The sequence below is a fragment of the Streptomyces sp. PA03-6a genome (assembly GCF_033792765.1).
In the GTDB taxonomy this organism is placed as follows: Bacteria; Actinomycetota; Actinomycetes; order Streptomycetales; family Streptomycetaceae; genus Actinacidiphila.
In genome coordinates, this window is sequence record NZ_JARAVK010000017.1 from 1 (window position 1) to 21,169 (window position 21,169).

The following is a 21,169-nucleotide window of genomic DNA, read 5'->3' on the forward strand; positions in this document are numbered from 1 at the left end:
CTCCTGGGGCGGGGGTGAGGTCACCCCGCATTCTCCGTCCACCCTCCGGCCGGGCCGCAAGCCGGGACATTCCGGACGGGCGGGCTGCCGCCGGGCTGCTTAGCCTGACACCGTGACCCGGCATCCGCCCTCCGCCCCGCACCCGGCCCCGGGGCCCACCCACGGCTGGCTGCACGCACTCGCCGCGGTCCTGGCCGGGTACGCCGTCATGGTGGTCGTGGCGGCCCTGGGCCTGTGGCTCGCCGGAGCCTCCGAGCTGCCGCAGGGCGCCTTCCTACCCGTCATCGCGGCTACGGTGGTCATGGCCGTCGGGGGCCGCGTCGGCCTGGAGGGCGGTGCGGGCACCATCGCCCGGTCGGACGCGGCGGTGACCGTCTTCCCGCTCTCCGTCGCCCTGGCCGGAGCCCTCGTCACCGCCTACGTGGTCGTACGGCCGCTGCGCCGGCACGCGGTGGTCTCCGGGGACCGGCTGCTGTGGCTCTTCGTCCGGACGGGTGTGCTGTGGGCCCTCGTCACGCTGCTGATCGCCCTCGGCGCACGCCACACCTTCACCATCTCCACGGGCGAGGAGTTCCTCAACGAACTCGGCGACCTGTTCGGCATCACCCCCACGGTCGGTTTCCGCGCCGACGTCCCGGTCACGGTCGTCGCCGGGCTGCTCTGGCTGGCCGTCGTCCTCCTCCTGGCCTTCGCCGTGTCACGACGGGCGCCCCTGCCCTCCCGGCTGGTGCCCGTGCACACCGTCGTCCGGCCGGCCGCCCGGGCCATGGTGGGCGTCCTGCTCGCCTACGTGGTCGCCGGCGCCGTGATCGCGGTGGTCACCGCCTCCACGCGCGCGGAGCCCGCGGACAGCTTCGCCGTCGTCTTCCTCGGCCTGCCGAACGTGGCATGGCTCGCCCTCGGTCTCGGCATGGGCGCCTCGTGGCACGGCAGCGTGCAGGGGGCGCTGGGTGTGCCGATGCCGGAGGCGCTGGCCGCGGTGCTGCGCAGCGGGGACGGGGAGGCCACCCTCGACCTCGCGTCGCTCTCCGAGCACGACGGCAGGGCGTGGTGGCTGGTGGTCGCGGCCGCCGTCGCCATGCTGGGCGCCGGCTGGGCCACCGCTTGGCGCGCGCGACCCGGCACGGGGCACGTACGCAACGCCGTCCACCTGGGGGTGGCGTCCGCGGCGGCCATGCTGCTGATCGGCGTGCTCACCCGGATCGACGCGCACTACGGCCTGTCGCTGTTCGGCATCGGCGACCCGTCCGACACCGGCGGCCTCGGCGGTTCGATCGTGCTGCTCCCCAACCTGCTCCCCGCGATCGGCATCGCCGCGCTGTGGGGCGTGGCGGCAGGCCTGCTCGGCAGCATGGCCGTCCACCTGCTCGCCCGCGGGCGCACCGCCCGCCGGGACGCTGCGGCCCGCTGACCGGGTGCCCCGACCCGGAGGTTTGCCCGTCCGGGTGATCGGACGGCTCCGTGCCGGGGGTCGCCCGGTGCGAGGTCTGCCGGGCCGGGGCCGGTTCGGGCTCTGTGGGTGGCGATCCGGGCGCCGTCGCGTGGGGGCCGCCCCGCTGAGGCCGTCGCGGCGGCTGCGCACGGTTGCTCGGCGGACCGCGGTCAACGCGTGGTCGCAGGGCCACCTGAGGCCGTGCCGGGCGGCCCCTCGGGTTAGTCCGTCCGGGTGATGGGGCGGGTCCGTGCCGAGGTTCGCCCGGCGGCTGGTCCGCCGGGCCGGGGCCGGTCTGCCGGTGGCAGCTCGGCGCCGTCGCGTGCGGGCCGGCATTCCGGGCTGTCGGGCGTGGCGGCAGACCTGCTCGGCGGCATGGCCGCCCGCATCCTGACACCGGCCCGTCCTGCTGACGGCTGACCCGGCGGCGGCCCCGCCCAAGGCGGAGGTTTGCCCGTCCGGGTGATGGGGCGGCTCCGTGCCCGGGGTCGCCCGGTGCGAGGTCTGCCGGGCCGGGGCCGGTCCGGGCTCTGTGGGTGGCGATCCGTCCGGGCGCCGTCGTGCGGGGGGCCGCGGCGGCGACGGCTGTGTCCTGGGGCCTGCGGCAGACGATCGGCATCGGCGCGTGGCCCGGGCAGTACCGGCCGTCGGCCCTGGTATCCGCCTCAGGATTCGCTCGCCCATGTGATCGGGTGGGTCTCGGTCGGGGACGCGTCGTCGCGCAGCGGCGGCTCCGCCGGGGGCGGGGGTTCGCCGGGCCGCATCGCGGGCGGGTCGGCGGCGGCGTAGGTCGCCATGCGGGCGCCGTCGCAGTAGCACCAGCGGTCGTGCTCGGCGTCGAAGAGCCAGACGGCGTCGCCGTCCACGACGGCGCCGATCCGCATCCCGCTCGTTCCCCGGTCGAAGGTCTCCAGGTCGATCGTCCCGGCCGCGAGGTCCTGCACCATGGTCCGGTAGGAGCCGAGCGCCTCCACCAGCCGGTCCAGCAGCGGACGGGCGTCCGCCGTGCGCGCCGGGGAGCCGCCCACCGCCGGAGGGCCCTGCGGCACCGTGATCAGCAGCCGTCCGTCCACCCACGCGGACCAGCCGTTGGAGCACACGACCCGCGCCCAGTCGCCCCGGTGCTCGGTCACCCGCACCGGCAGCAGGGGGTCCAGCCCCGCGGAGGGGCTGGAGTCGTCCGGCGCCCGCCAGGTGGGCAGTCCGCCCGCCGGGGCGACATGGGTGGGGACGAACTCCGGCTCGTACATCAGGCCTACCTCCGCATGACGGCCGGCTCGTGCTGCCGCAGCAGCCTGACCACGACGAGACCGAAGGCCACCGACAGCACCACGAGCATGCCCATGTTCAGCAGCCACATCGAGGGCACGGGCCGGAAGAGCGGGTCCGACGTCACGTTGCTGGGTGTGAAGGCATGCAGGTCCAGCGTCGCGGCCATCGCCCCCAGCGCCCAGCGCGAGGGCACCAGCCAGGACAACTGCTCCAGACCCGGCACCCCGTGCAGGGGCAGCAGGGCGCCGCAGAAGACGACCTGCACGATGGCGATCAGCACCAGCAGCGGCATGGTCACCTCCTCCTTGCGCACCAGGGCCGAGATCAGCAGCCCGAGCATCATGGAGGTGAACGCCAGCAGTGCCACCGCCAGCGTGATCTCCGGCAGCGGTGGCATCAGGACCCCGCTGCCGCCCTGGGGTCTCAGACGCACGCCGACGAGGGCGACCATCGTCAGGACCACCGCCTGCGCGACGGTGATCACTCCCAGGACCACGACCTTGGACGCCAGGTAGGCCGAGCGGGACAGGCCCACGGCCCGCTCCCGCTGGTAGATGACCCGTTCCTTGACGAGTTCGCGGACCGCGTTGGCGGCCCCGGTGAGCACCGAGCCGACGCACAGGATCAGCAGCACGTTGAGCGCGTTGTTCCGGCCCAGCGCACCGCCGGCCAGTGCGCGCGCCATCCCGCCCATCACGAAGGGCAGGGCCACCATGATCGCCAGGAAGGTGCGGTCGGCGGCCAGCGACGCCGTGTAGCGGCGCACCAGCGTCCACAACTGGTCGCCCCAGCCCTGCGGCTTGGGCGGCTCCAGGGGTTCGAGCTCCGCCGGGGGCTGCGGTCCTGCGGGTTCCAGCGCCGCCGCGACGTACTCGTCGTAGAGCGGGGAGGCCTCGTACTGGCCCGCCCAGTCGCGGTTCTCCTCGTTCTCGAAGGCCTCGAAGGCTTCCGGCCACTGCCGGAAGCCGAAGAAGGGGAGGGTCTTGCTGGGCGGCCCGTAGTAGGCCATGCGCCCGCCGGGGGCCATCACCAGCAACCGGTCGCAGACCTCCAGGCTGAGCACGCTGTGCGTCACCACGATGACCGTGCGGCCGTCGTCGGCGAGCTCGCGCAGCATCGTCATCACCGAACGGTCCATCCCCGGGTCCAGGCCGGAGGTCGGTTCGTCCAGGAAGAGCAGCGAGGGCTTGGTCAGCAGTTCCAGGGCGACGCTCACGCGCTTGCGCTGGCCGCCGGAGAGGGTGTGGACCGGCTGCTTCACCCGGGCCTCCAGGCCGAGTTCGGCGATCACCTCGTCCACCCGGGCCTGCCGTTCCTCCTTGGCGGTGTCGCCGGGGAAGCGGAGTTCGGCGGCGTACGACAGGGCGCGCCCGACGGGGAGCTGCTGGTGCAGGATGTCGTCCTGCGGGACCAGGCCGATGCGCTGGCGCAGGTCCGCGTACTCGCGGTACAGGTCGCGCCCGTCGTAGAGCACCGTGCCGTGGTTCGCGGGGCGCAGGCCGGTCAGGGCGTTCAGCAGCGTCGACTTGCCGGAGCCGCTCGGCCCGACCACCGCCAGCAGGCACTTCTCGCCGACGGGGAAGCTGATGTCGTCCAGCAGCACCTTGCCGCTGTCGTCCACGCGCACCGACAGGTCGCGGACGTTGAGCGAGACCTCGCCGGTGTCGGTGAACTGCTGCAGCTTGTCCCCGACCAGCCGGAAGACCGCGTGGCCGACGTCGATGATGTCGCCCTGGTGCACGACCGCCCGTTCGACGCGCTGGCCGTCCAGATAGGTGCCGTTGTGGCTGTGCAGGTCGACGATCTCGTAGCCGCCGTCCGGCAGCGACCGCAGTTCGGCGTGGTGCCGTGAGACCAGCAGGTCCGAGACGACCAGGTCGTTGTCGGAGGCGCGCCCGATGTGGATCGTGCGGTCGGGCAGCGACCGCACCGACGTCGGGCGGCGGAAGGTGCCGGTCGCCGCGGGGGAGGCCATCGGCGGCGCCCGGTAGACCCCGGTGGGCGCCTCGGCGCTGCTCAGCCGGGCGCACGGCCCCTGCTCGGCGTGCCCGAAGCGGATGACGCTGCCCGGGCCGACGCCCCACTGCCGGACCTGCCGGCCGTTGACGAAGGTGCCGTTGGTGCTGCCCAGGTCGTGCAGCATCCAGCTGTCGCCCGCGGGCCGGATCACCGCGTGATGCCACGACACCCGGGGGTCGTCGAGGACGACGTCACCGTCGGGGTCGCGACCGACGTGGTACTCCCGACCCGGGACCAGGATCCGGGTGTCCCCGTCGGTCTCGAGCACGAGCTTGGGCGCGGTGGGCGCGAAACCTCGCTCGGCCACGCTTCGATCGTAGCCGCGGACCGGCCGCCCCGCCTGTCCCACCTGTCCCGCAACGGGCCGTCACATGGCCCTGAGGGACGGTGCCGGGGCCCTCACCACTCGGTCGGCGCGTAGTCCTTGAGGAACACCCCGTGCAGGTCCTCGCCCTGCTCGCCGCGGACAATCGGGTCGTACACCCGGGCCGCGCCGTCGATGAGGTCCAGCGGGGCGTGGAATCCCTCTTCGGCGAGGCGCATCTTGTCCGGGTGGGGCCGCTCGTCGGTGATCCAGCCGGTGTCGACGCTGGTCATCAGGATGCCGTCGGTCTCCAGCATCTCCCGCGCGCTGGTACGGGTCAGCATGTTGAGCGCGGCCTTCGCCATGTTGGTGTGCGGATGGCCCGCGCCCTTGTAGCCGCGGGTGAACTTGCCCTCCATCGCGGAGACGTTCACCACGTACTTGCGGCGGGCGGCGGCGGCCGCCATCGCCGGGCGCAACCTGCTGACCAGGATGAACGGCGCGGTCTCGTTGCACAGCTGCACTTCGAGCATCTCGACCGGGTCGACCTCGCCCACGGCCCGGCTCCAGCTGTTTGCCGCGTCGAGGTCGGGGACCAGCCCGCCGGCGTCGATCGCCGTGCCGGCCTCGATCCGGGCGAGCGAGGCCGAACCGCTCACCAGCGCCAGGTCCGTGACCTCCTGGGCCCGGGCCGACAGCTCCGCGCGCGGGGCGGGCAGCGCGGGCTGGGCACCGCTGCCGAAGGCCCCGAAGACCTCCGAGACGGGCAGCGCCCCGGCCGGGAGCGGGGCGGACTCGGCGGCCACCAGTTCCGCGTAGGCGGCGGGGGAGCGGCGCACGGTCTGCGCCGCGTTGTTGATCAGGATGTCCAGGGGGCCCTCGGCGGCCACCGAGTCGGCGAGCGCGACGACCTGGGCGGGGTCGCGGAGGTCGATCCCGACGATCTTGAGGCGGTGGATCCACTCCTCGCTGTCCGGCATCGCCTTGAAGCGCCGGATGGCGTCCGCGGGGAAGCGCGTGGTGACGGTGGTGTGGGCGCCGTCGCGCAGCAGCCGGTGCGCGATGTACATGCCGATCTTGGCCCGGCCGCCGGTGAGCAGCGCGCGGCGGCCGGTCAGGTCGGTGCGCGCGTCGCGCCGGGCACGGTTGGCGGCCGCGCACTCCCGGCACAGCTGGTGGTAGAAGGCGTCGACCTCGACGTAGCGCCCCTTGCACACGTAGCAGGAGCGCGGTCGCCGCAGGACGCCCGCGATCGCACCGGTCGTCGACGAGGAGGGCAGCAGCCCCTGGGTCTCGTCGTCGATCCGCTCGGCGGAGCCGGTCGCGGTGGACTCGGTGACCATCTTGTCGTGGGCGGTCTTGGCGGCCCGCCGGTCCTGCCGGCGGCGCTGCTTCACCATCCGGTAGATGCCGGCCGTGGCCTTGCGCACGGTGACCGCGTCGGGGTGGTCGATCGGCAGCTCGTCGAGCTCCCTGAGCACGCTGAGGCACAGCTCCAGGCGCGCCGGGTCGATGCCGGGGACGCCCTCCCAGGCCGTTGCCGTGCTCTGCTCGTTCTCGGTCGCCGTCATGCCCGCCGTCGTTCCCTGGATCGTGTGTTCCCACTGGTGTCCTGCGGAACTCTACGGAGGCCGGGGCGCCCGGCCAAAACGGCGGCTTTCGCCCGTGCGTCCCCGGCGGCCGCAGCCGGCGGCCCGGGGGCGGCCCCGGGACGGTCCGCGGCGTGCCGGCGGGTCACTCCAGGGGGGCGGTGGCCTCGCTCTCGTACGCGTAGTCCCACGGCTCGTCGGCCATGTGTTCGAGGCGCTTGTAGTACGCGGCGCTGTCCGGCCACGCCTGGTGCGCCCCCGCGTCCTGCACGCTGATGGCCAGCGGGTCGTACAGGATGCCATCGGGGGGCTGCCCCCCGGCTCCCAGTGCGATGCCGAGGGTGAGACCGTCCCCGGGGCCGCCGTGGAGTCGGATCCTGGTGGTCATGGAGGTCACCTCCTGCATCCATGATCTCTCGCCGGGGGAGGTTTGGTGAAGAACCCGGACAGCGACCCGGCCGTGGGCCGACAGTGCGTGAGAGATCCGTTACGTTACGCTTCTCCGCCCGCTCCAACCCCCCACGAGGTGCCCGCGTGCGCGAATTCAGTCTGCCCGCGCTGGTCCCGGCCACCCTCGCCGGCGGCCTGGCCGACGTGGTGTTCGAGACCGCGGCGCAGGCCCCGGACGAGGTGCGGCTGGGCCGCAAGGAGGACGGCCGCTGGCGGGACGTGACCACGGCCGAGTTCCGCGACGAGGTGACGGCCCTGGCCAAGGGGCTGCTCGCGCACGGGGTGCGGTTCGGGGACCGGGTGGGGATCATGTCGCGCACCCGGTACGAGTGGACGCTCTTCGACTTCGCGCTGTGGACCATCGGGGCGCAGCCGGTGCCCGTCTACCCGACCTCCTCCGCCGAGCAGCTGCGCTGGATCCTCCACGACACCGGCGCCGTCGGCTGCGTCCTGGAGCACGAGGACCACGCCATGACGCTGGGCTCGGTGATCGACCGGCTGCCCGCCGTGACCCGCGTCTGGCAGCTGGACTCCGGGGCGGTGAAGCAGCTGGTGGCCGACGGGGAGCGGATCTCCGAGGACGTGGTCCACCGGCACCGGCTCGCCGTGACGCCCGACGCCGTCGCCACCGTGATCTACACCTCGGGCACCACCGGACGCCCCCGGGGCTGCGTCCTGACCCACGGCAACTTCATGTGCCAGACCGACAACCTCATCGCCGGCTGGCGGCCGGTCTTCGACAGCGGCACCTCCGCGCAGCCGTCCGTGCTGCTCTTCCTGCCGCTGGCCCACGTCTTCGGCCGCATGATCCAGGTGGCGGCCGTACGGGCGAGGGTGCGCCTGGGCCACCAGCCCGGGATGACGGCCGCCGAGCTCCTGCCCGACCTGGCGCTGTTCCGGCCGACGTTCGTGCTCGCCGTGCCGTACGTCTTCGAGAAGGTCTTCAACGCCGCGCGCGACAAGGCGGAGGAGGCCGGCCACCTCGGTGTGTTCGACAAGGCCGTCGACGTGGCCGTGCGCTTCGCCGAGGCCCGCGAGCGCCGTGCGCTGGGCACCGGCCCCGGACCGAGCGCGGCGCTGCGCGTGCTGCACCGCGTCTACGACCGGATGGTGTACGCCAGGGTCCGCGAGGCGCTGGGCGGCCGGGTCCGCAACGCGGTGAGCGGCGGCTCCACCATGGGGCGGCGGCTCGGGCTGTTCCTGGAGGGCGCGGGGGTCACGGTGTACGAGGGCTACGGACTCACCGAGTCCACCTCGGCCGCCACCGCCAACCCGCCCGGGCGGGTGCGCTACGGCACGGTCGGCCTCCCCGTGCCCGGCACGGACGTGCGGATCTCGGACGAGGGCGAGATCCTGCTCCGCGGCCCGGCCGTCTTCTCCGGTTACCTCGGCGACCCGGGGGCCACGGCGCAGGCCCTGCGCGACGGCTGGCTGCACACCGGCGACCTCGGCTTCCTCGACGAGCACGGCTACCTGACGATCACCGGCCGCAAGAAGGAGATCATCGTCACCACCAGCGGCAAGAACCTCTCCCCGGCCGTCCTGGAGGAACGCGTCCGCGAGCATCCGCTGGTCGAGCACTGCCTGGTCATCGGCAACGACCGGCCCTATGTGACGGCCCTGGTGACCCTGGACGCCGAGGCGACGGCCCAGTGGCTGCGGTTGCGCGGCAAGGCCGAGGCCGGGCTGCAGGAGCTGGTGCGCGACCCGGAACTGGAGACCGAGGTGCGGCGGGCGGTGTCGGCGGCCAACACGCGGGTGTCGAAGGCGGAGTCGATCCGTTCGTTCCGCGTGCTGGCCGCCTCGTTCACCGAGGAGCGGGGGCTGGTCACCCCCTCCCGCAAGCTCAGGCGCCGGGCGGTCGAGGAGGCCTACGCCGCCGAGATCGACGCGATGTACCGGCGCTGAACCGTGGTCACGGCTTGGGGAGCAGGCATCCGGGCAGGGTGAGGTCGAACCGGTTGCCCGTGGTCACGCACGTGCCGATCCCGTAGGTCTGCTCGGCGTAGTTGATGCCCTGGCGGACGGTGACGGTGCCGTTCTCGGCCACCTCGCAGGGGTTGTTGAGGGTGCAGCGGCCGCCGTCCTCGTTCCCCGTGTTGTTGATGGCGACGACCTTGCCGGTCGCGGTGTCGATGACGGGCGAACCCGAGGTGCCGCCGATGGTGTTGCACGAGGAGGTGTAGCGGACCGAGTCCTTCCAGGTCCAGTCGCCCTCCTTGAGGAGGTGGACGAAGCCGTCGATGCTGCAGCTGTAGATGGTCTTCCAGTAGCCGGAGACGACCTTGATGGCCGTGCCCTGCACCGGGTGCGTACCGGAGACCCCCAGCGCGGAGATCCCGTAGGAGGACTGGATCTGCGCGTAGGTGCGGTTCAGCTGGTACACCGAGATGTCGGTGTCGGTCATGGTCGCGTACGCCAGCTTGGTGGCGCGCAGCGTGGCGACCGAGCGGCCCGAGGAGTTGAGCAGGCCGAAGGTGCGTGTCGACGTCTGGTTGACCAGCACCTCGCCGGGGTCGAGGAAGCCGCTGGTCAGGCAGTGCCCGTTGGAGAGCACCAGGGCGGGGTCGGTGGACGCGGAGCCCGGGAAGCGGATGAGCGACCCGGAGCAGTTGCTGAGCGACACCGTGCCGGCGAAGTCGACGGTGACGGCGGCCCTGGCGTCCGGTGCGGCCGCGGTGTCCCGGCCGGCCGCCGAGGCGGGGGCTGCGGACAGCCCGAGGGACGCGACCGCGGCGAGGGCCGCAAGGGCAGCCGCGAAGACTCCTCTGAGAGGTCGTTTCATGTGGGGGGTCCTCTCGAGACCGAAGTTCTTTCGGTTTTGGCATGGACATTGTTGTGAACTCGAGAGGGTGGTCACAAGAGGGCCCCATGCGGCCGGACCGCGCCCGACGGCGCGCCGGAGGCGGCTGCCGGCGGGCACGGTCCGGTGACGGGGCGTCAGCCCGGGAGCCCCACGACCCGGTCGCCCGCCCGGCGGGCGGGCGCGCCGATCCGGACGTCCGTCCCGCGCTCGTGGGGACCGGCCTGGACCGGTACGGCCGCGCGCGGCGCGGGGGCGACCAAGGCGTGGCGGGCGGCGGCCGCGAGCGCACGCCGGTCCGGGAGCGAGCCCGCCGCGATGCGGGGGAACGCCGCCACTTCCGCGGTGAGTCCGCGGGCCGCCACCACCCGGCGCACCGAGTCCATCAGGGTGTCCTCGCCGAGGAACGCCGCCTCGGTGCTGGGCCTCCCGTCGGCGTGCCGGTAGCGGATGAGCAGCGGCTGCACGTCTGCGCCGGCGTCCAGCGCGGCCTGGAACAGCGCCCGGCGGTACCGGCCTTCCTCACGGCCGCACCAGGTGCTGCCCTCCGGGAAGGCCACCACCGTCGCGCCCGAGCGCAGCGCCGCCGCGACCTCCGCCACCGTGTCCGGCAGCGCGCGGATCCGTTCCCGGTCGATGAAGATCGTGCGGCCGCGCACGCACAGCCGCCCGATCACCGGCCAGTCGCGGATCTCCCGCTTGGCGACGTTGCGGCCCGGGAAGACCGCGGCGATCAGCGGGATGTCCAGCCACGACACGTGGTTGGAGACCACCAGCAGGCCGCGGCCCGGCTCCCGTGGCGCAGGCTCGGGCAGCCGCACCCGGACGCCGAAGGCCGCCGCCAGTGAGCGGGTCCAGTGCCGGATCAGCCGCTCGCGCCCGGCCGGGCCGCACAGCGCGCCGAGCGGTACCGAGAGCACGACGCCGGTGAACAGCACCACCAGAGCGGCGGCGTACCGCAGCAGCCGCCGGACCCGGCCCACCACCTGACCGTCGCCGGTCACGCACGCCTGCGGGGTGCAGGGGGCGACCGGCGACCACCACGCCGCGGCCATCTCAGACCGATCCGAGCGAGCCGATGGCGCCGAAGTGGCGCAGGTAGCGCTCGTCGGTGCGCTCCAGCGAGAGCAGGATGAACAGGTCGGCGACGCCGAAGTCCGGGTCGTAGGCGGGCTCGCCGCACACCCAGGCGCCCAGCCGCAGGTAGCCGCGGAGCAGCGCGGGCAGCGTGGTCCGGGCCGGGCGGACGATGCCCGCCGGGTCCCAGGGGCGGTGCGGGGAGACCAGGTACTCCTCGGGGGCCATGTTCTTGGCGGAGACCCGGTCCCACACGCCCGCGGCCAGCGCGCCGCCGTCGGTGAGGGGCACCGAGCAGCAGCCGGCGACCCAGTTGTGGCCGGTGGTCGCCATGTAGCGGGTGATGCCGCCCCACATCAGCGCGACGACGGCCCCGTCACGGTGGTCGGGGTGCACGCACGAGCGGCCCACCTCGACCATGTCGTGCTGGATCGGCGCGAGCCGGGTCAGGTCGAACTCGGACTCGGAGTAGTTGCGGCCCGCGCGGCGGGCGTTGGCGGGGGTGAGCAGCCGGTAGGTGCCGACGACCTCGCCGGTGGGGTCGTCCTTCACCAGCAGGTGGTCGCAGAAGGCGTCGAGGGCGTCGACGTCCAGGCCCGGCTCGGGCGTGTCCAGCAGGGCCCCCATCTCCCCGGCGAACACCTGGTGCCGCAGACGCTGTGCGGCCCGCACCTCCGCCTCGTCCTGGGCGAGGCTCACCGAATAGCGGGGGCGGTCGGTCGGGGTGTCGACGACGGGAGCGAGTTCGTACGAAGCGGTCATGGCGCGATTCCCTGGTCAGGGGGACGGGGACACCCTTATCTGTCCCGTCGCGGCCTTGCCTTGGCGTGTCCTTGACGGAGCGCGCAGATGTGCGCTCGCTGAAGTGCCGGTGCCGTGGGTCCGCGGGCCGCCCGCTTCACCCGGAAAGCGCTCCCAAGCGGCCTTCGAGCAGCAGCAGGAGCTCGCCGAGGATGCCCGCCAGCTCCTCGCGGCGGCCCTCCGGGAGCCCGGACAGCAGCCCCGTCTCGTAGGCGAGCTGCTCGGGCAGGACGCGGTCGACGAGCGCGCGGCCCTCCTCGGTCAGCCGCAGGTGGGAGACCCGGCGGTCGCGGCTGTCCGGGCGGCGGGCGACCAGGGTACGCTCCTCCAGCAGCTTGATCCGCTTGGTGACCGCGGCGCCCGAGGCGAAGGTCTCCCGGGCCAGCCGGCCCGGGGTCAGCTCCCCGCCGACGCGGCGCAGGGCGATGAGGATGTCGTACTCGGGGCGGGTGAGGCCTTCGCGACCCAGGGGCGTCTCGGTGACCTGCTGCAGCAGTGCGGTGCAGCGGTTCAGCCTGCCGATCACGGCGACCGGCCCGAAGTCCAGGTCCGGGTAGACGTCCTGCCACTGGCGCAGCACCGTCGCGACGGCGTCCTCCACGCGGGTTGTCCTTCCTCCGTACGCCGGCGGCTCCGGCGGCGTGCGCATGATCGTACGCGTCGTCACGGCACTGTGACGGACCGGCCGTCCCCGCGCCGACCTGCCAGCATCAGGTGGCCGCGGTCCTCCGCGGCGGCGATCCGACGCTCGGGCAGGGCCCGGCTCCACCATTCGCCGGAGGCGGTGTCGGCGGCTTCGCGCAGTTCCAGGAGGGCGGTCACGAGCCGGGCCTCGCGGGCGACGGGCGCGGCGAGTTCGTGCTCCAGGCGCCGCAGCGCGGCGCCCACCCGGTGGCCCGCCCGGCGGTTCGGCACGGCGAAGCAGGCGAGCAGCCCGGCGGCGGCGCCGACGAGGGTGTCCAGCCAGCGGTCGGACACCAGCCGGCCGGCGGGCTGTGCGCCCGCGAACTCGGTCATGATCATGGCCATGGGCGTCACGAAGGCGCTGGCGATCCAGTAGTTGCGCGCGATGGTCGCCTCGGCCGCGAAATTGCAGGCCAGCGCGGTCACGATGAGGGCCACGGCCCCGGTGGCCGTGAACGGCACCAGGACGGTGAACAGCAGCACGCCCAGGAGGTTGCCGAGCACCCGCTGCAGCGCGCGGTGCCACGACAGGGTGGTGTTGGCGGCGAAGACGGCCGCGGCGGTCACCACGGCCCAGTACGGCCGGTCCACGCCCAGGGCCATCGATCCCCACCCCGCCAGGGCGCTGCCGAGCAGGACGCGCAGCCCGACGGGGAGCAGATGCCGCAGGCCGGGGCGGTGGGGCCGCCCCGCCCGGCCGGTCCGGGTGCCGACGGAAGGGGCGGGGGTGCGCGCGGCGGGGCCGGGGTCCGGCAGGGTGCGGGTACGGCGCAGGGTGCGGGCCCACTCGGTGAGCCGGTCCGCGTCGGCCGGCTCGGCGGCCTCGGCGCGTGCCAGCAGCCGCTCCAGGCCCACCAGATGGACGGTGGTCCGGGCCGCCCGCAGGGTGTGCCAGCCGGTGTGCACGGCCAGGGTTGCCTCGTGGCGGCTGCCGGGGGCGCCCCCGTCGGTCAGCGCGCGCGCCCGGACCTCCAGGGCCCGCGCGACGGCGGTGCGCTCGGGGGCGTGCGGCCGCACGAGCACCGGGGCCATGCATACCAGCCAGGCGACGGCCCCGCCGAGCAGCACCAGCCCGGTGTGCGCGGGCACCTGCCCGAGGGTCTGCGGGACGAAGGCCGCGCTCGCGGCCACGAAGGTGAAGATCACGTTCCCGGGCGGCCCGATCCGTGTCGCGTCGCACACCACCTTGTGCACCGCCGCGAGCAGGGCGGCCACCGCCACCCGGACCGGCGTCGACTGGGTCAGCGCCGCGGTGGTCAGCGCCACCCCGGCCCCGGCGGCCATGCCCAGGACGACCAGGGCGAGCGTCCGGGCCCGGGCGGCGAAGGGCAGCCCGTGCGCGTACAGGGCGCACAGTCCGCCGCCGACGGCGTACAGCACCAGGTCCAGGCGCCCCAGGGCCAGCAGCGTCACCTCGATCAGGCCCACGGCGACGACGACGCTGAGGGCCCGGCGGTGCCAGAGGTCCTGGACGGTGCGGAGCCGGAAGGCGCCGCGGACGGGGAGGGGGAAAGCGGGCATAGGGGAAAGCTTAGCAGATGTTTTACTCGTGAAAGATAATCCGGCCGGCCGGCCCGGACGGACCCGGACGGACCCGGACGGACGGACCCGCGACGAACGCGGTGGCCGGCCCCCGGGACCGGCCACACGCGGACCCGCGCGGATCAGGCGGGGAACGCCAGCGACAGCGCGAACCGCCCCTCGGCATCCGTCCACCAGTGCCGCAGGGCGAGACCGGCGGCGGCCAGCTCGGCCCGCACGCCCTCCTCGCGGAACTTGGCGGAGACCTCGGTGCGCATCTCCTCGCCGCGGGCGAAGTCCACGGAAAGGTCGAGCGCGGGGACCTTCACGGTCACGTCCGCGCGCGCCCGCAGACGCATCTCGATCCACTCCTCCTCGCGGTCCCACACGGCGAGGTGGTCGAAGTCGTCCGGGTGGAAGTCCGCGCCGAGCTCGCGGTCGATGACCGACAGGACGTTCTTGTTGAAGGCGGCCGTGACCCCCTGCGCGTCGTCGTACGCCGCCACCAGCGTCGCCTCGTCCTTGACCAGGTCGGTGCCGAGCAGCAGCGCGTCGCCCTGGGAGAGCAGGGCCCGGACCGAGGAGAGGAAACGTGCCCGCTCCTGCGGCAGCAGGTTGCCGATCGTGCCGCCGAGGAAGGCGACCAGCCGCGGCCCGGGAGTCCCGGGGAGGGCCAGGCCGTGCTGGAAGTCGGCGACGAGCGCGTGCACGGTCAGCTCCCGGTGGTCGGCGAGCAAGGCGTCGCCGGCCCCTCTGAGCGCGGACTCGCTGACGTCGATCGGCACGTACGTCAGCGGTGCGCCCAGCGCGCCGATGAGCAGCCGGGTCTTCTCCGAGGAGCCGGAGCCCAGCTCGACGAGGGTGCGGGCGCCGGTCGCCTTGGCGATCTCCGGCGCCCTCGCGTGCAGGATCTCCCGCTCGGCGCGGGTCGGGTAGTACTCGGGCAGCCGGGTGATCTCCTCGAACAGCTCGCTGCCGCGGGCGTCGTAGAACCACTTGGGCGGGAGCTGCTTGGGGCTGCGGGTCAGCCCGTACGCCACGTCGGCGCGCAGCGCGGCCGCGGTGGCGTCGGCGGGCAGGGTGCGGGTGAGGGTGAACGGGCTCACAGGTGCGGCTCCTTGAGCGGGATCAGCAGGACCTCGGTGGGATCGCCGTACAGCAGGTGGCGGTCGGGGACCTCGGTCCAGCGCGGACTGTCGTCGTACGGCTCGGAGGCCACGACGAGGGAGCGGCCGGGCGTGTCCAGGTACCAGAGCGTGTCGCCCCAGGCGGTACCGGCGATCGCCCGGCCGTCGGTCAGCAGGAAGTTGAGCCGTGAGTCGGGGGTCAGCGCGGCCAGCCGGCCGACGGTGTCGGCGAGCGCCTCGTCCGCACCGGCGCCGGCGCGCAGCCGGTGCAGGGTCAGCGCCCAGGCCAGGGCGGAGTCGCAGCGTGCCTCCAAGGTCAGCAGCTCCTCGGGGGGCAGCGTGCGGGCCGCCTCGGCGACCGAGTGCGGCCAGCCGCGCAGCGCGCCGTTGTGGCTGAACAGCCAGCGGTCCGCCGTGTACGGCGCGGCGGCGGACTCGTCGGCCACCGAGCCCTCGCTGATGTCGCGGACCGCGCCGAGCAGCGCTCCGGAGCGCGTCACCCGGCACACGTCCGCGAAGGACGGGTCGTCCCACACCGGCCCGGAGCGCCGGTAGCGCGCGGGCAGCGGATCCCCGTCCGCGTACCAGCCGAGCCCGAAGCCGTCGGCGTTGACCGTGCCGTACTTCTGCCGGCGCGGCGCCCACGACTGGCGGTACAGCGAGTGCGGCGGGTCGATGACGAGCTCGCGGAGCGCGACGGGCGGCCCGACGTACGCCAGGTGCCGGCACATCAGCCGCGCCCCCGTCTGCTCGGGGCGGCGCTCACACCTGCTCCGGGCGGGCGTCGCGGGCGGTGCGGAAGCCGGAGAAGATCTGCCGCCGGATCGGGTAGTCCCAGTTGCGGAACGTGCCCCGGCAGGCCACCTGGTCCACGGCGAACGAGCCGCCGCGCAGCACCTTGTGGTCGGGGCCGAAGAAGACCTCCGAGTACTCCTTGTACGGGAACGGGGCGAAGCCCGGGTAGGGCAGGAAGTCGCTCGCCGTCCACTCCCACACGTCGCCGACCAGCTGCCGCACGCCCAGCGGCGAGGCACCGGCCGGGTAGCTGCCCACCGGGGCCGGCCGCAGGTGCCGCTGCCCGAGGTTGGCGTGCTCCGGGCCGGGGTCGGCGTCGCCCCACGGGTAGCGGCGGGAGCGGCCGCTCCCCGGGTCGTGCCGGGCGGCCTTCTCCCACTCCGTCTCGGTGGGCAGCCGGCGCCCGGCCCAGCGGGCGTACGCGTCGGCCTCGTACCAGCACACGTGCAGCACGGGCTCCTCGCGCGGCACCGGCTCGGTCACCCCGAAGCGGCGGCGCAGCCACGTACCGCCCTCCCGGTGCCAGAACAGCGGGGCGGACAGGCCGTGCTCGCGGACGTGCGCCCAGCCCGCCGGGGTCCACCAGCGCTCGTCCCCGTAGCCGCCGTCCTCGATGAAGGCGAGGTACGCGCCGTTGCTCACCGGCACGGTGTCGATGAAGAACGGGGCCACCTCGCGCACGTGCGAGGGACGTTCGTTGTCCAGCGCCCACGGCTCGGCCGAGGTGCCCATGGTGAACGGACCGCCGGGGACCAGGACCTCGGCCGGCAGCAGCGCAGCGTCCGCGGGTGCGGGCGGCGGCGGGGGGGCGGTCAGTGCCGCCGGGCCGCGGCGCAGCTGATGGGTGATCAGCATCGTCTCGTCGTGCTGCTGTTCGTGCTGGGCGATCATGCCGAAGGCGAAGGCCGCGTCGGTCAGCGGCGTGCCGTGCAGCGGTGCCCGCTCCAGGATGTCCAGCACACGCCCGCGCACCTCGGCCGCGTACGCGTGCGCCTCCGCGGGCGGCAGCAGCGGCAGGGTGGGCCGTTCCGAGCGCGGGTGCTCGAAGGCGTCGTAGATCGGGTCGATGTCGGGGCGCAGGGCCTCACGGCCGCCGACGTTCCGCAGCAGCCACTGCTCCTCCTGGTTGCCGATGTGGGCCAGGTCCCAGACCAGGGGCGACATCAACGGGGAGTGCTGCGCGGCGAGTTCGTGGTCGTCGACGCAGGTGGTGAGCGCCCGGGTGCGGTCGCGCGCGGTGGTCAGGGCGTCCAGCGCCCGCCGGCGCAGGGTCTCGGGGTCGAGCGCGGGTGCGGTCACGTGCGGCTCTCCTTGCGTAGGAAGGCGTCGAGCATGTCGTCGGCGGGACAGCGGCCGCGCTGGACGTAGCGCTCGGTGAAGTCGTCCACCGCCCGCTGCACGGCCTGGTCCGCGCCGAGCCGGGGCAGGGCCTCCCGGGCCGCGGCGAAGCAGGTCATGGCGGTGGCGTGGAGTTCGGGGTCGGCCAGGCCGTGCCGGGCGGCGCGCCGCCACAGCGGGTTGCGCGGCGCCGGGTCCCGGCCCGCCGCGTCGGCGAGCGGCTTCACCGCCCGGTAGGCGACCTCGGAGGCGGCGGCGTCGTCGAAGAGCGCCACGGCCACGGCCAGCGGCACGATCCAGCCGTCCCGCCCCGACTGCGCGTCGATCATGCGCAGTTCCAGGTAGCCGCGTGGCCGCACCGGCGGGAACAGCGTCGACAGGTGGTAGTCCAGGTCGGCGGCGGTCGCAGGCCGGTACGACCCGTCACGGATCCAGTCGCGGAAGGTGAGCCCGTCGGGCACCGCCCAGGGTGCCTCGTCGCCGCGGATGCACAGCACCGGGGCGTCCAGGGCGTAGGCGGTCCAGGACGTCCGCGGGTCGGCCCCGGTGGGCGGGGCGAGGGTGCGCCCCGGGTCCAGGGCGGCCCACACCGCCTGCCGCGTGGACCGCCAGCCGGTCGGGCGGCCCGCGCTGAGCGGCGAGTTGGCGAACGCGGCGACCAGGACCGCGCCCAGCAGGTGCGCCAGCAGCCAGCGTCTGCCGAGTCCGAAGGGGCCCGGCTCCTCCGTACCCGAGTCCAGGCAGACCTGGACGGAGGCCGTGGAGCACATCATGGACCGGCCCGCGGGTCCTGAGCGGTCGAAGTAGGTCTCCATCGCCGCGTACCGGGGCTCGTCCAGCAGCCGCCGGGGCCGGCGCCAGGGGTCGTGGCCGTGGCCCGCCAGGGCCAGGCCCTCCCGGCGGAGCCGGTGGCGTACGGAGTGGAGGTCGGCGGCCGCGGCGTTGACGCACGCGGTGAGCGAGGGGGCGGGCAGCGAGCTCAGCTCCAGCTGGCCGCCGGGCTCGGTCGTGAGCCGGGAGCGGAGGTACAGGTCGTGCAGTGCGGCGACGGCGGCGCCGAGCCGTGCGGGGCCCACCGGGCGGGCCGGGTCGTGCGGGTCGTGGAGGAACCATTCCAGTTCCACGCCTATGCGGCGCGGCGGGCCGGTCTTGAAACAGATGCCCTGGATGTGTTCCTCCGCCGCTGTCTCGGTGATCGGTTCGGATGTCTCCATCCGCTGGCTGGTGCCGGGCATGGCCGGGACCTCCCGTCGAAGGCGGCTTTCCGTGTCCCGCCCGGCCACGGCCGGGCGGTGTCCGTACCACCTAAGCCCTTCGGTGCGGGTCGCTCAAGAGCGCCCCGGACGAACGGCCGAGGGACGGTAGATGACACCCGAGTCGAGGGCGGCCTCTGCCGTCCGGTCCGAATCAAGCGTGGACCGCGACCTGGCGGCCCGCATCTCCAGAGCGCGTCCGTGCAGGTCAGAGGGTGGATGCCAGGACCTCCCCGGCGATCTTCCGGTCCACCGCGGCGCGCACCAGCGCCGCGGCCAGGACGGCCTCCTCGCCCTCCGGCACCAGCTCCGCCAGCTCGCCGGCCGTGCCGGGGAGCTGCAGCCGCTGCGCACCCTGGAGCACCTTCCCGTCGAAGGCGGGGGCGAATTCAGGCCACACCGCCTGCACCTCCCGCAGGAAGACGCCCGCCCCGACCGGGCCGATGCCGGGCACCTCCCGCAGCAGCCGGCACAGCCGCTCCGCGTCCCCTTCGGCCGCCGCGCGGGCCTTGCGCAGGTCGCCGTCGTACCGGTCCAGCAGCAACTGCGCCGCGTCGCCGAGCCGGGTCGCGGTCCGCTCGTCGTACCGGCGGTAGCCGCCCTCGTCCAGCACGTCCCGTCTCCGCTGCCAGGTCGCGCCGGCCGTCGCGGCGGGGTTGCGCAGCCCCGCCGCGAACAGGGCGCGGGCCGCGGCGATCGCCGTCCGCGTGCGGATGCGGGCACCGAGCAGCATCGCGAGGACGAGCAACTGGTAGAGCGGCTGCGGGGTGTCGCGCAAGCGGATGCCCGCCTCCATGGCGTACGTCTCGCCGTGCGCCGCCAGCAGCGCCCGCACCGTCGCCCGGGCATCCCGCACGTCCCCGGCGTTCTCCGTACTCCGGCCGGCGGTCACGTCGGGCCCGTTCCCGCGCGCAGTGCCCGGCGCGGCGGCCGGAGCTGGTCGTGGCGCATGGGGTGCGTGTTCCCGGACGGACCGGCATGAAACGGCTGCCCGAGGGCGCGGGCCCGGGCGGTGGGCTCAGCGGTCCAGGAGCCCGGCGCGGTCCTGGGCGCGGTAGCGCTCCAGCAGCGTGGCGAGGTCCGCGGCGGTGAAGCGGCGGTACGCCGCGCCGCAGGGTCCCTCGCCGGGCGGGGACCACCACACGGGATCGGGGCAGCGGAAGCCCTCACGGCGCAGGGCGGCGCGCCGCACCTTGTTGGTGGCGGTGACCGGCATGCGCGGTACGACCCGTACGAAGCGCGGGGCCGACTTCGTGCCGAGGTCCGCCTGCGCCGCCAGGAACGCGGCGAAGGCGCCGGGGTCGAAGGCGGCGCCCTCGCGGAGTGCCAGGGCCGTCATCACCTGGTCGCCCGAGACGGGGTCGGGGACGGCGTACACGGCGACGGCCGCGGCGGCGGGGAAGCGGGCCAGGACGTTCTCCATGACGGCGGCGGCGAGGTTCTCGCCGTCCACGCGCAGCCGGTCGTCGGCGCGGCCCGCGAAGTGGAACCAGCCCTCGGTGTCCCGGAAGAACAGGTCGCCGGTCCAGTACCAGCCGTCGCGGGTACGAGCGGCGACCGCCTCGGGGTTGCGCCAGTACCCCTCGAAGCGGGAGGGCCCGCGGTTGACGAGCTCGCCGATCGCCTCGTCGCCGTTGAGCAGCCGGCCCGCCGCGTCGAGGACCGCGCGGGGCCGCTCGGCGCCGGTCGCCGGGTCCACCACGGCGAGGTCGGCTCCGGGGGCGGCGCGCCCGACCGCGCCGGGCGGCGTGCCGGGGGAGCGCTGGATGGCGGCCCCGCCCTCGGAGGAGCCGTACCCCTCGGTGAGGGGCACGCCGAAGCGCTCCGCGAACCGGGCCGCGTCGACCGCCCCGGCCTCGGTGCCGAAGCCCCGGCGCAGGCGGTGGTCGCGGTCGTCGGGGCGCTCGGGGGTGGCGAGCAGGTACTGCACGGCCCGCCCGACGTAGGTGAAGTACGTGGCCCCGTAGGCGCGTACGTCCGGCAGGAAGCGGGAGGCGGAGAAGGACCGGCGCAGCGCGACCGCGCCGCCGCCCGCGAGGGCGGGTGCCCAGCCGGCCATCACGGCGTTGCCGTGGAAGAGCGGCATGCACAGGTAGTGGACGTCGTCCGGTCCGAGGCCCAGGAAGCCGCTGAGGGAGGCGCCCGCGTCGGCGAGCCTCCCCTGGGAGACGACCACGGCCTTGGGGGCGCCGGTCGAGCCGGAGGTGAAGTAGAGCAGGAGCCGGGAATCGGGGCGTATCCGGCTGCCGCGCGGCGGACCGGCGTCCTCGTACGGGCGCAGCAGCGCCGCGTACGCCGGGTCGTCCACGACCAGGATCCGTTCCGGGGGGAGGGGGAGCGCGAGACCGCGCAGCGAGGGCAGGTGCGCGCGCTCGGTGACCAGCAGCGCGCACTCGGTGTGCGCGATGTCCCGGGCCAGTTCCGTACCGCGCCGGGTCGGGTTGACCCCCACCACGGCGGCCCCCGCACACGCCGCGGCGCCGAGCCACAGCGGGAACTCCGGGACGTTGCCCAGGAGCACCCCGACGTGCGGCTCGGCGCCGTACGGCAGCAGGTCGGCCAGGAGCGCGGCGCGGGCGGCGGAAGCGGCCGCCACGTCATGGCGGCTGAGCCTGTGCTCCCCGTACAGCAGCCCGGGGCGCCGATCGCCCCACTGGCCCTCGACGAGCTCCGCTATGGTGCGCCCCATACGGCCGCACCATAG

At 74.5% G+C, this 21,169-nt stretch carries 17 protein-coding genes; 2 read left to right on the forward strand and 15 right to left on the reverse strand.

Features of this window, described 5'->3' with window-relative positions; all coding sequences use genetic code 11:
• Positions 1-112 precede the first annotated feature (112 nt).
• Positions 113-1,411 (forward strand): streptophobe family protein, encoded by a 1,299-nt coding sequence (locus PV350_RS06670; protein ID WP_499515376.1) that lies wholly within the window; start codon positions 113-115, stop codon positions 1,409-1,411.
• 686 nt (positions 1,412-2,097) lie between these two features.
• Here the strand turns inward: PV350_RS06670 and PV350_RS06675 are convergent.
• From PV350_RS06675 to PV350_RS06690, 4 genes are all read right to left on the reverse strand, one after another.
• Positions 2,098-2,682 (reverse strand): SH3 domain-containing protein, encoded by a 585-nt coding sequence (locus PV350_RS06675; RefSeq protein ID WP_499515377.1) that lies wholly within the window; start codon positions 2,680-2,682, stop codon positions 2,098-2,100.
• A 5-nt stretch (positions 2,683-2,687) separates the two neighbouring features.
• Positions 2,688-5,030, reverse strand: a complete 2,343-nt coding sequence (locus PV350_RS06680) for an FHA domain-containing protein (protein ID WP_499515378.1) — start codon at positions 5,028-5,030, stop codon at positions 2,688-2,690.
• Positions 5,031-5,122: 92 nt separating this feature from the next.
• On the reverse strand, positions 5,123-6,598 hold the full coding sequence (locus PV350_RS06685) for an SDR family NAD(P)-dependent oxidoreductase (protein ID WP_499515379.1): 1,476 nt from the start codon (positions 6,596-6,598) through the stop codon (positions 5,123-5,125).
• A 163-nt stretch (positions 6,599-6,761) separates the two neighbouring features.
• Complete coding sequence (locus PV350_RS06690; RefSeq protein WP_499515380.1) at positions 6,762-7,004, reverse strand: hypothetical protein; 243 nt, start codon at positions 7,002-7,004, stop codon at positions 6,762-6,764.
• A 146-nt stretch (positions 7,005-7,150) separates the two neighbouring features.
• Between PV350_RS06690 and PV350_RS06695 the strand changes: the two genes are divergently transcribed.
• Positions 7,151-8,974: an AMP-dependent synthetase/ligase gene (locus tag PV350_RS06695; RefSeq protein WP_499515381.1), complete on the forward strand. Its 1,824-nt coding sequence runs from the start codon at positions 7,151-7,153 to the stop codon at positions 8,972-8,974.
• 7 nt (positions 8,975-8,981) lie between these two features.
• On the opposite strand, the gene PV350_RS06700 is transcribed toward PV350_RS06695, so the two are convergent.
• From PV350_RS06700 to PV350_RS06750, 11 genes are all read right to left on the reverse strand, one after another.
• Complete coding sequence (locus PV350_RS06700) at positions 8,982-9,851, reverse strand: S1 family peptidase (RefSeq protein ID WP_500333120.1); 870 nt, start codon at positions 9,849-9,851, stop codon at positions 8,982-8,984.
• Positions 9,852-10,006: 155 nt separating this feature from the next.
• The gene (locus PV350_RS06705; protein ID WP_500333121.1) at positions 10,007-10,924 is read right to left on the reverse strand and encodes a lysophospholipid acyltransferase family protein; all 918 of its coding nucleotides are present in this window, start codon (positions 10,922-10,924) and stop codon (positions 10,007-10,009) included.
• Position 10,925: 1 nt separating this feature from the next.
• Positions 10,926-11,708 carry a GNAT family N-acetyltransferase gene (locus PV350_RS06710; RefSeq protein ID WP_500333122.1) on the reverse strand — a complete coding sequence of 261 codons (783 nt, stop codon included), beginning with the start codon at positions 11,706-11,708 and terminating at the stop codon, positions 10,926-10,928.
• A 136-nt stretch (positions 11,709-11,844) separates the two neighbouring features.
• Entirely contained in the window at positions 11,845-12,396 is a 552-nt protein-coding gene (locus PV350_RS06715; protein ID WP_499517000.1) for a MarR family winged helix-turn-helix transcriptional regulator, read from the reverse strand.
• 14 nt (positions 12,397-12,410) lie between these two features.
• A complete protein-coding gene (locus PV350_RS06720; RefSeq protein WP_500333123.1) occupies positions 12,411-13,952 on the reverse strand; it encodes an FUSC family protein in 1,542 nt (513 codons plus the stop codon).
• A gap of 143 nt (positions 13,953-14,095) precedes the next feature.
• Positions 14,096-15,058: an L-histidine N(alpha)-methyltransferase gene (gene egtD / locus PV350_RS06725; RefSeq protein WP_500333124.1), complete on the reverse strand. Its 963-nt coding sequence runs from the start codon at positions 15,056-15,058 to the stop codon at positions 14,096-14,098.
• Positions 15,055-15,810 carry an ergothioneine biosynthesis protein EgtC gene (gene egtC / locus PV350_RS06730; RefSeq protein ID WP_500333125.1) on the reverse strand — a complete coding sequence of 252 codons (756 nt, stop codon included), beginning with the start codon at positions 15,808-15,810 and terminating at the stop codon, positions 15,055-15,057. Before egtC ends, egtD begins: the two co-directional genes overlap by 4 nt.
• A gap of 31 nt (positions 15,811-15,841) precedes the next feature.
• Complete coding sequence (gene egtB, locus PV350_RS06735) at positions 15,842-17,173, reverse strand: ergothioneine biosynthesis protein EgtB (protein WP_499515388.1); 1,332 nt, start codon at positions 17,171-17,173, stop codon at positions 15,842-15,844.
• Positions 17,170-18,447, reverse strand: coding sequence for an ergothioneine biosynthesis glutamate--cysteine ligase EgtA (gene egtA, locus PV350_RS06740; protein WP_499515389.1), 1,278 nt, complete (start codon positions 18,445-18,447; stop codon positions 17,170-17,172). The genes egtB and egtA overlap by 4 nt, the downstream gene beginning before the upstream one ends.
• A 226-nt stretch (positions 18,448-18,673) precedes the next feature.
• Positions 18,674-19,261: an endonuclease gene (locus PV350_RS06745; RefSeq protein WP_499517001.1), complete on the reverse strand. Its 588-nt coding sequence runs from the start codon at positions 19,259-19,261 to the stop codon at positions 18,674-18,676.
• 222 nt (positions 19,262-19,483) lie between these two features.
• Positions 19,484-21,154 carry an AMP-binding protein gene (locus PV350_RS06750; protein WP_500333126.1) on the reverse strand — a complete coding sequence of 557 codons (1,671 nt, stop codon included), beginning with the start codon at positions 21,152-21,154 and terminating at the stop codon, positions 19,484-19,486.
• Positions 21,155-21,169 lie beyond the last annotated feature (15 nt).

Coding starts and splice junctions, on each gene's coding strand:
- PV350_RS06690 (WP_499515380.1), bottom strand. CDS start 7,004: ATGACCACCAGGATCCGACTCCACGGCGGCCCCGGGGACGGTCTCACC.
- PV350_RS06675 (WP_499515377.1), bottom strand. CDS start 2,682: ATGTACGAGCCGGAGTTCGTCCCCACCCATGTCGCCCCGGCGGGCGGA.
- egtA (WP_499515389.1), bottom strand. CDS start 18,447: ATGCCCGGCACCAGCCAGCGGATGGAGACATCCGAACCGATCACCGAG.
- PV350_RS06700 (WP_500333120.1), bottom strand. CDS start 9,851: ATGAAACGACCTCTCAGAGGAGTCTTCGCGGCTGCCCTTGCGGCCCTC.
- PV350_RS06710 (WP_500333122.1), bottom strand. CDS start 11,708: ATGACCGCTTCGTACGAACTCGCTCCCGTCGTCGACACCCCGACCGAC.
- PV350_RS06750 (WP_500333126.1), bottom strand. CDS start 21,154: ATGGGGCGCACCATAGCGGAGCTCGTCGAGGGCCAGTGGGGCGATCGG.
- PV350_RS06705 (WP_500333121.1), bottom strand. CDS start 10,924: ATGGCCGCGGCGTGGTGGTCGCCGGTCGCCCCCTGCACCCCGCAGGCG.
- PV350_RS06720 (WP_500333123.1), bottom strand. CDS start 13,952: ATGCCCGCTTTCCCCCTCCCCGTCCGCGGCGCCTTCCGGCTCCGCACC.
- PV350_RS06685 (WP_499515379.1), bottom strand. CDS start 6,598: ATGACGGCGACCGAGAACGAGCAGAGCACGGCAACGGCCTGGGAGGGC.
- PV350_RS06745 (WP_499517001.1), bottom strand. CDS start 19,261: ATGGAGGCGGGCATCCGCTTGCGCGACACCCCGCAGCCGCTCTACCAG.
- PV350_RS06715 (WP_499517000.1), bottom strand. CDS start 12,396: ATGCGCACGCCGCCGGAGCCGCCGGCGTACGGAGGAAGGACAACCCGC.
- egtC (WP_500333125.1), bottom strand. CDS start 15,810: ATGTGCCGGCACCTGGCGTACGTCGGGCCGCCCGTCGCGCTCCGCGAG.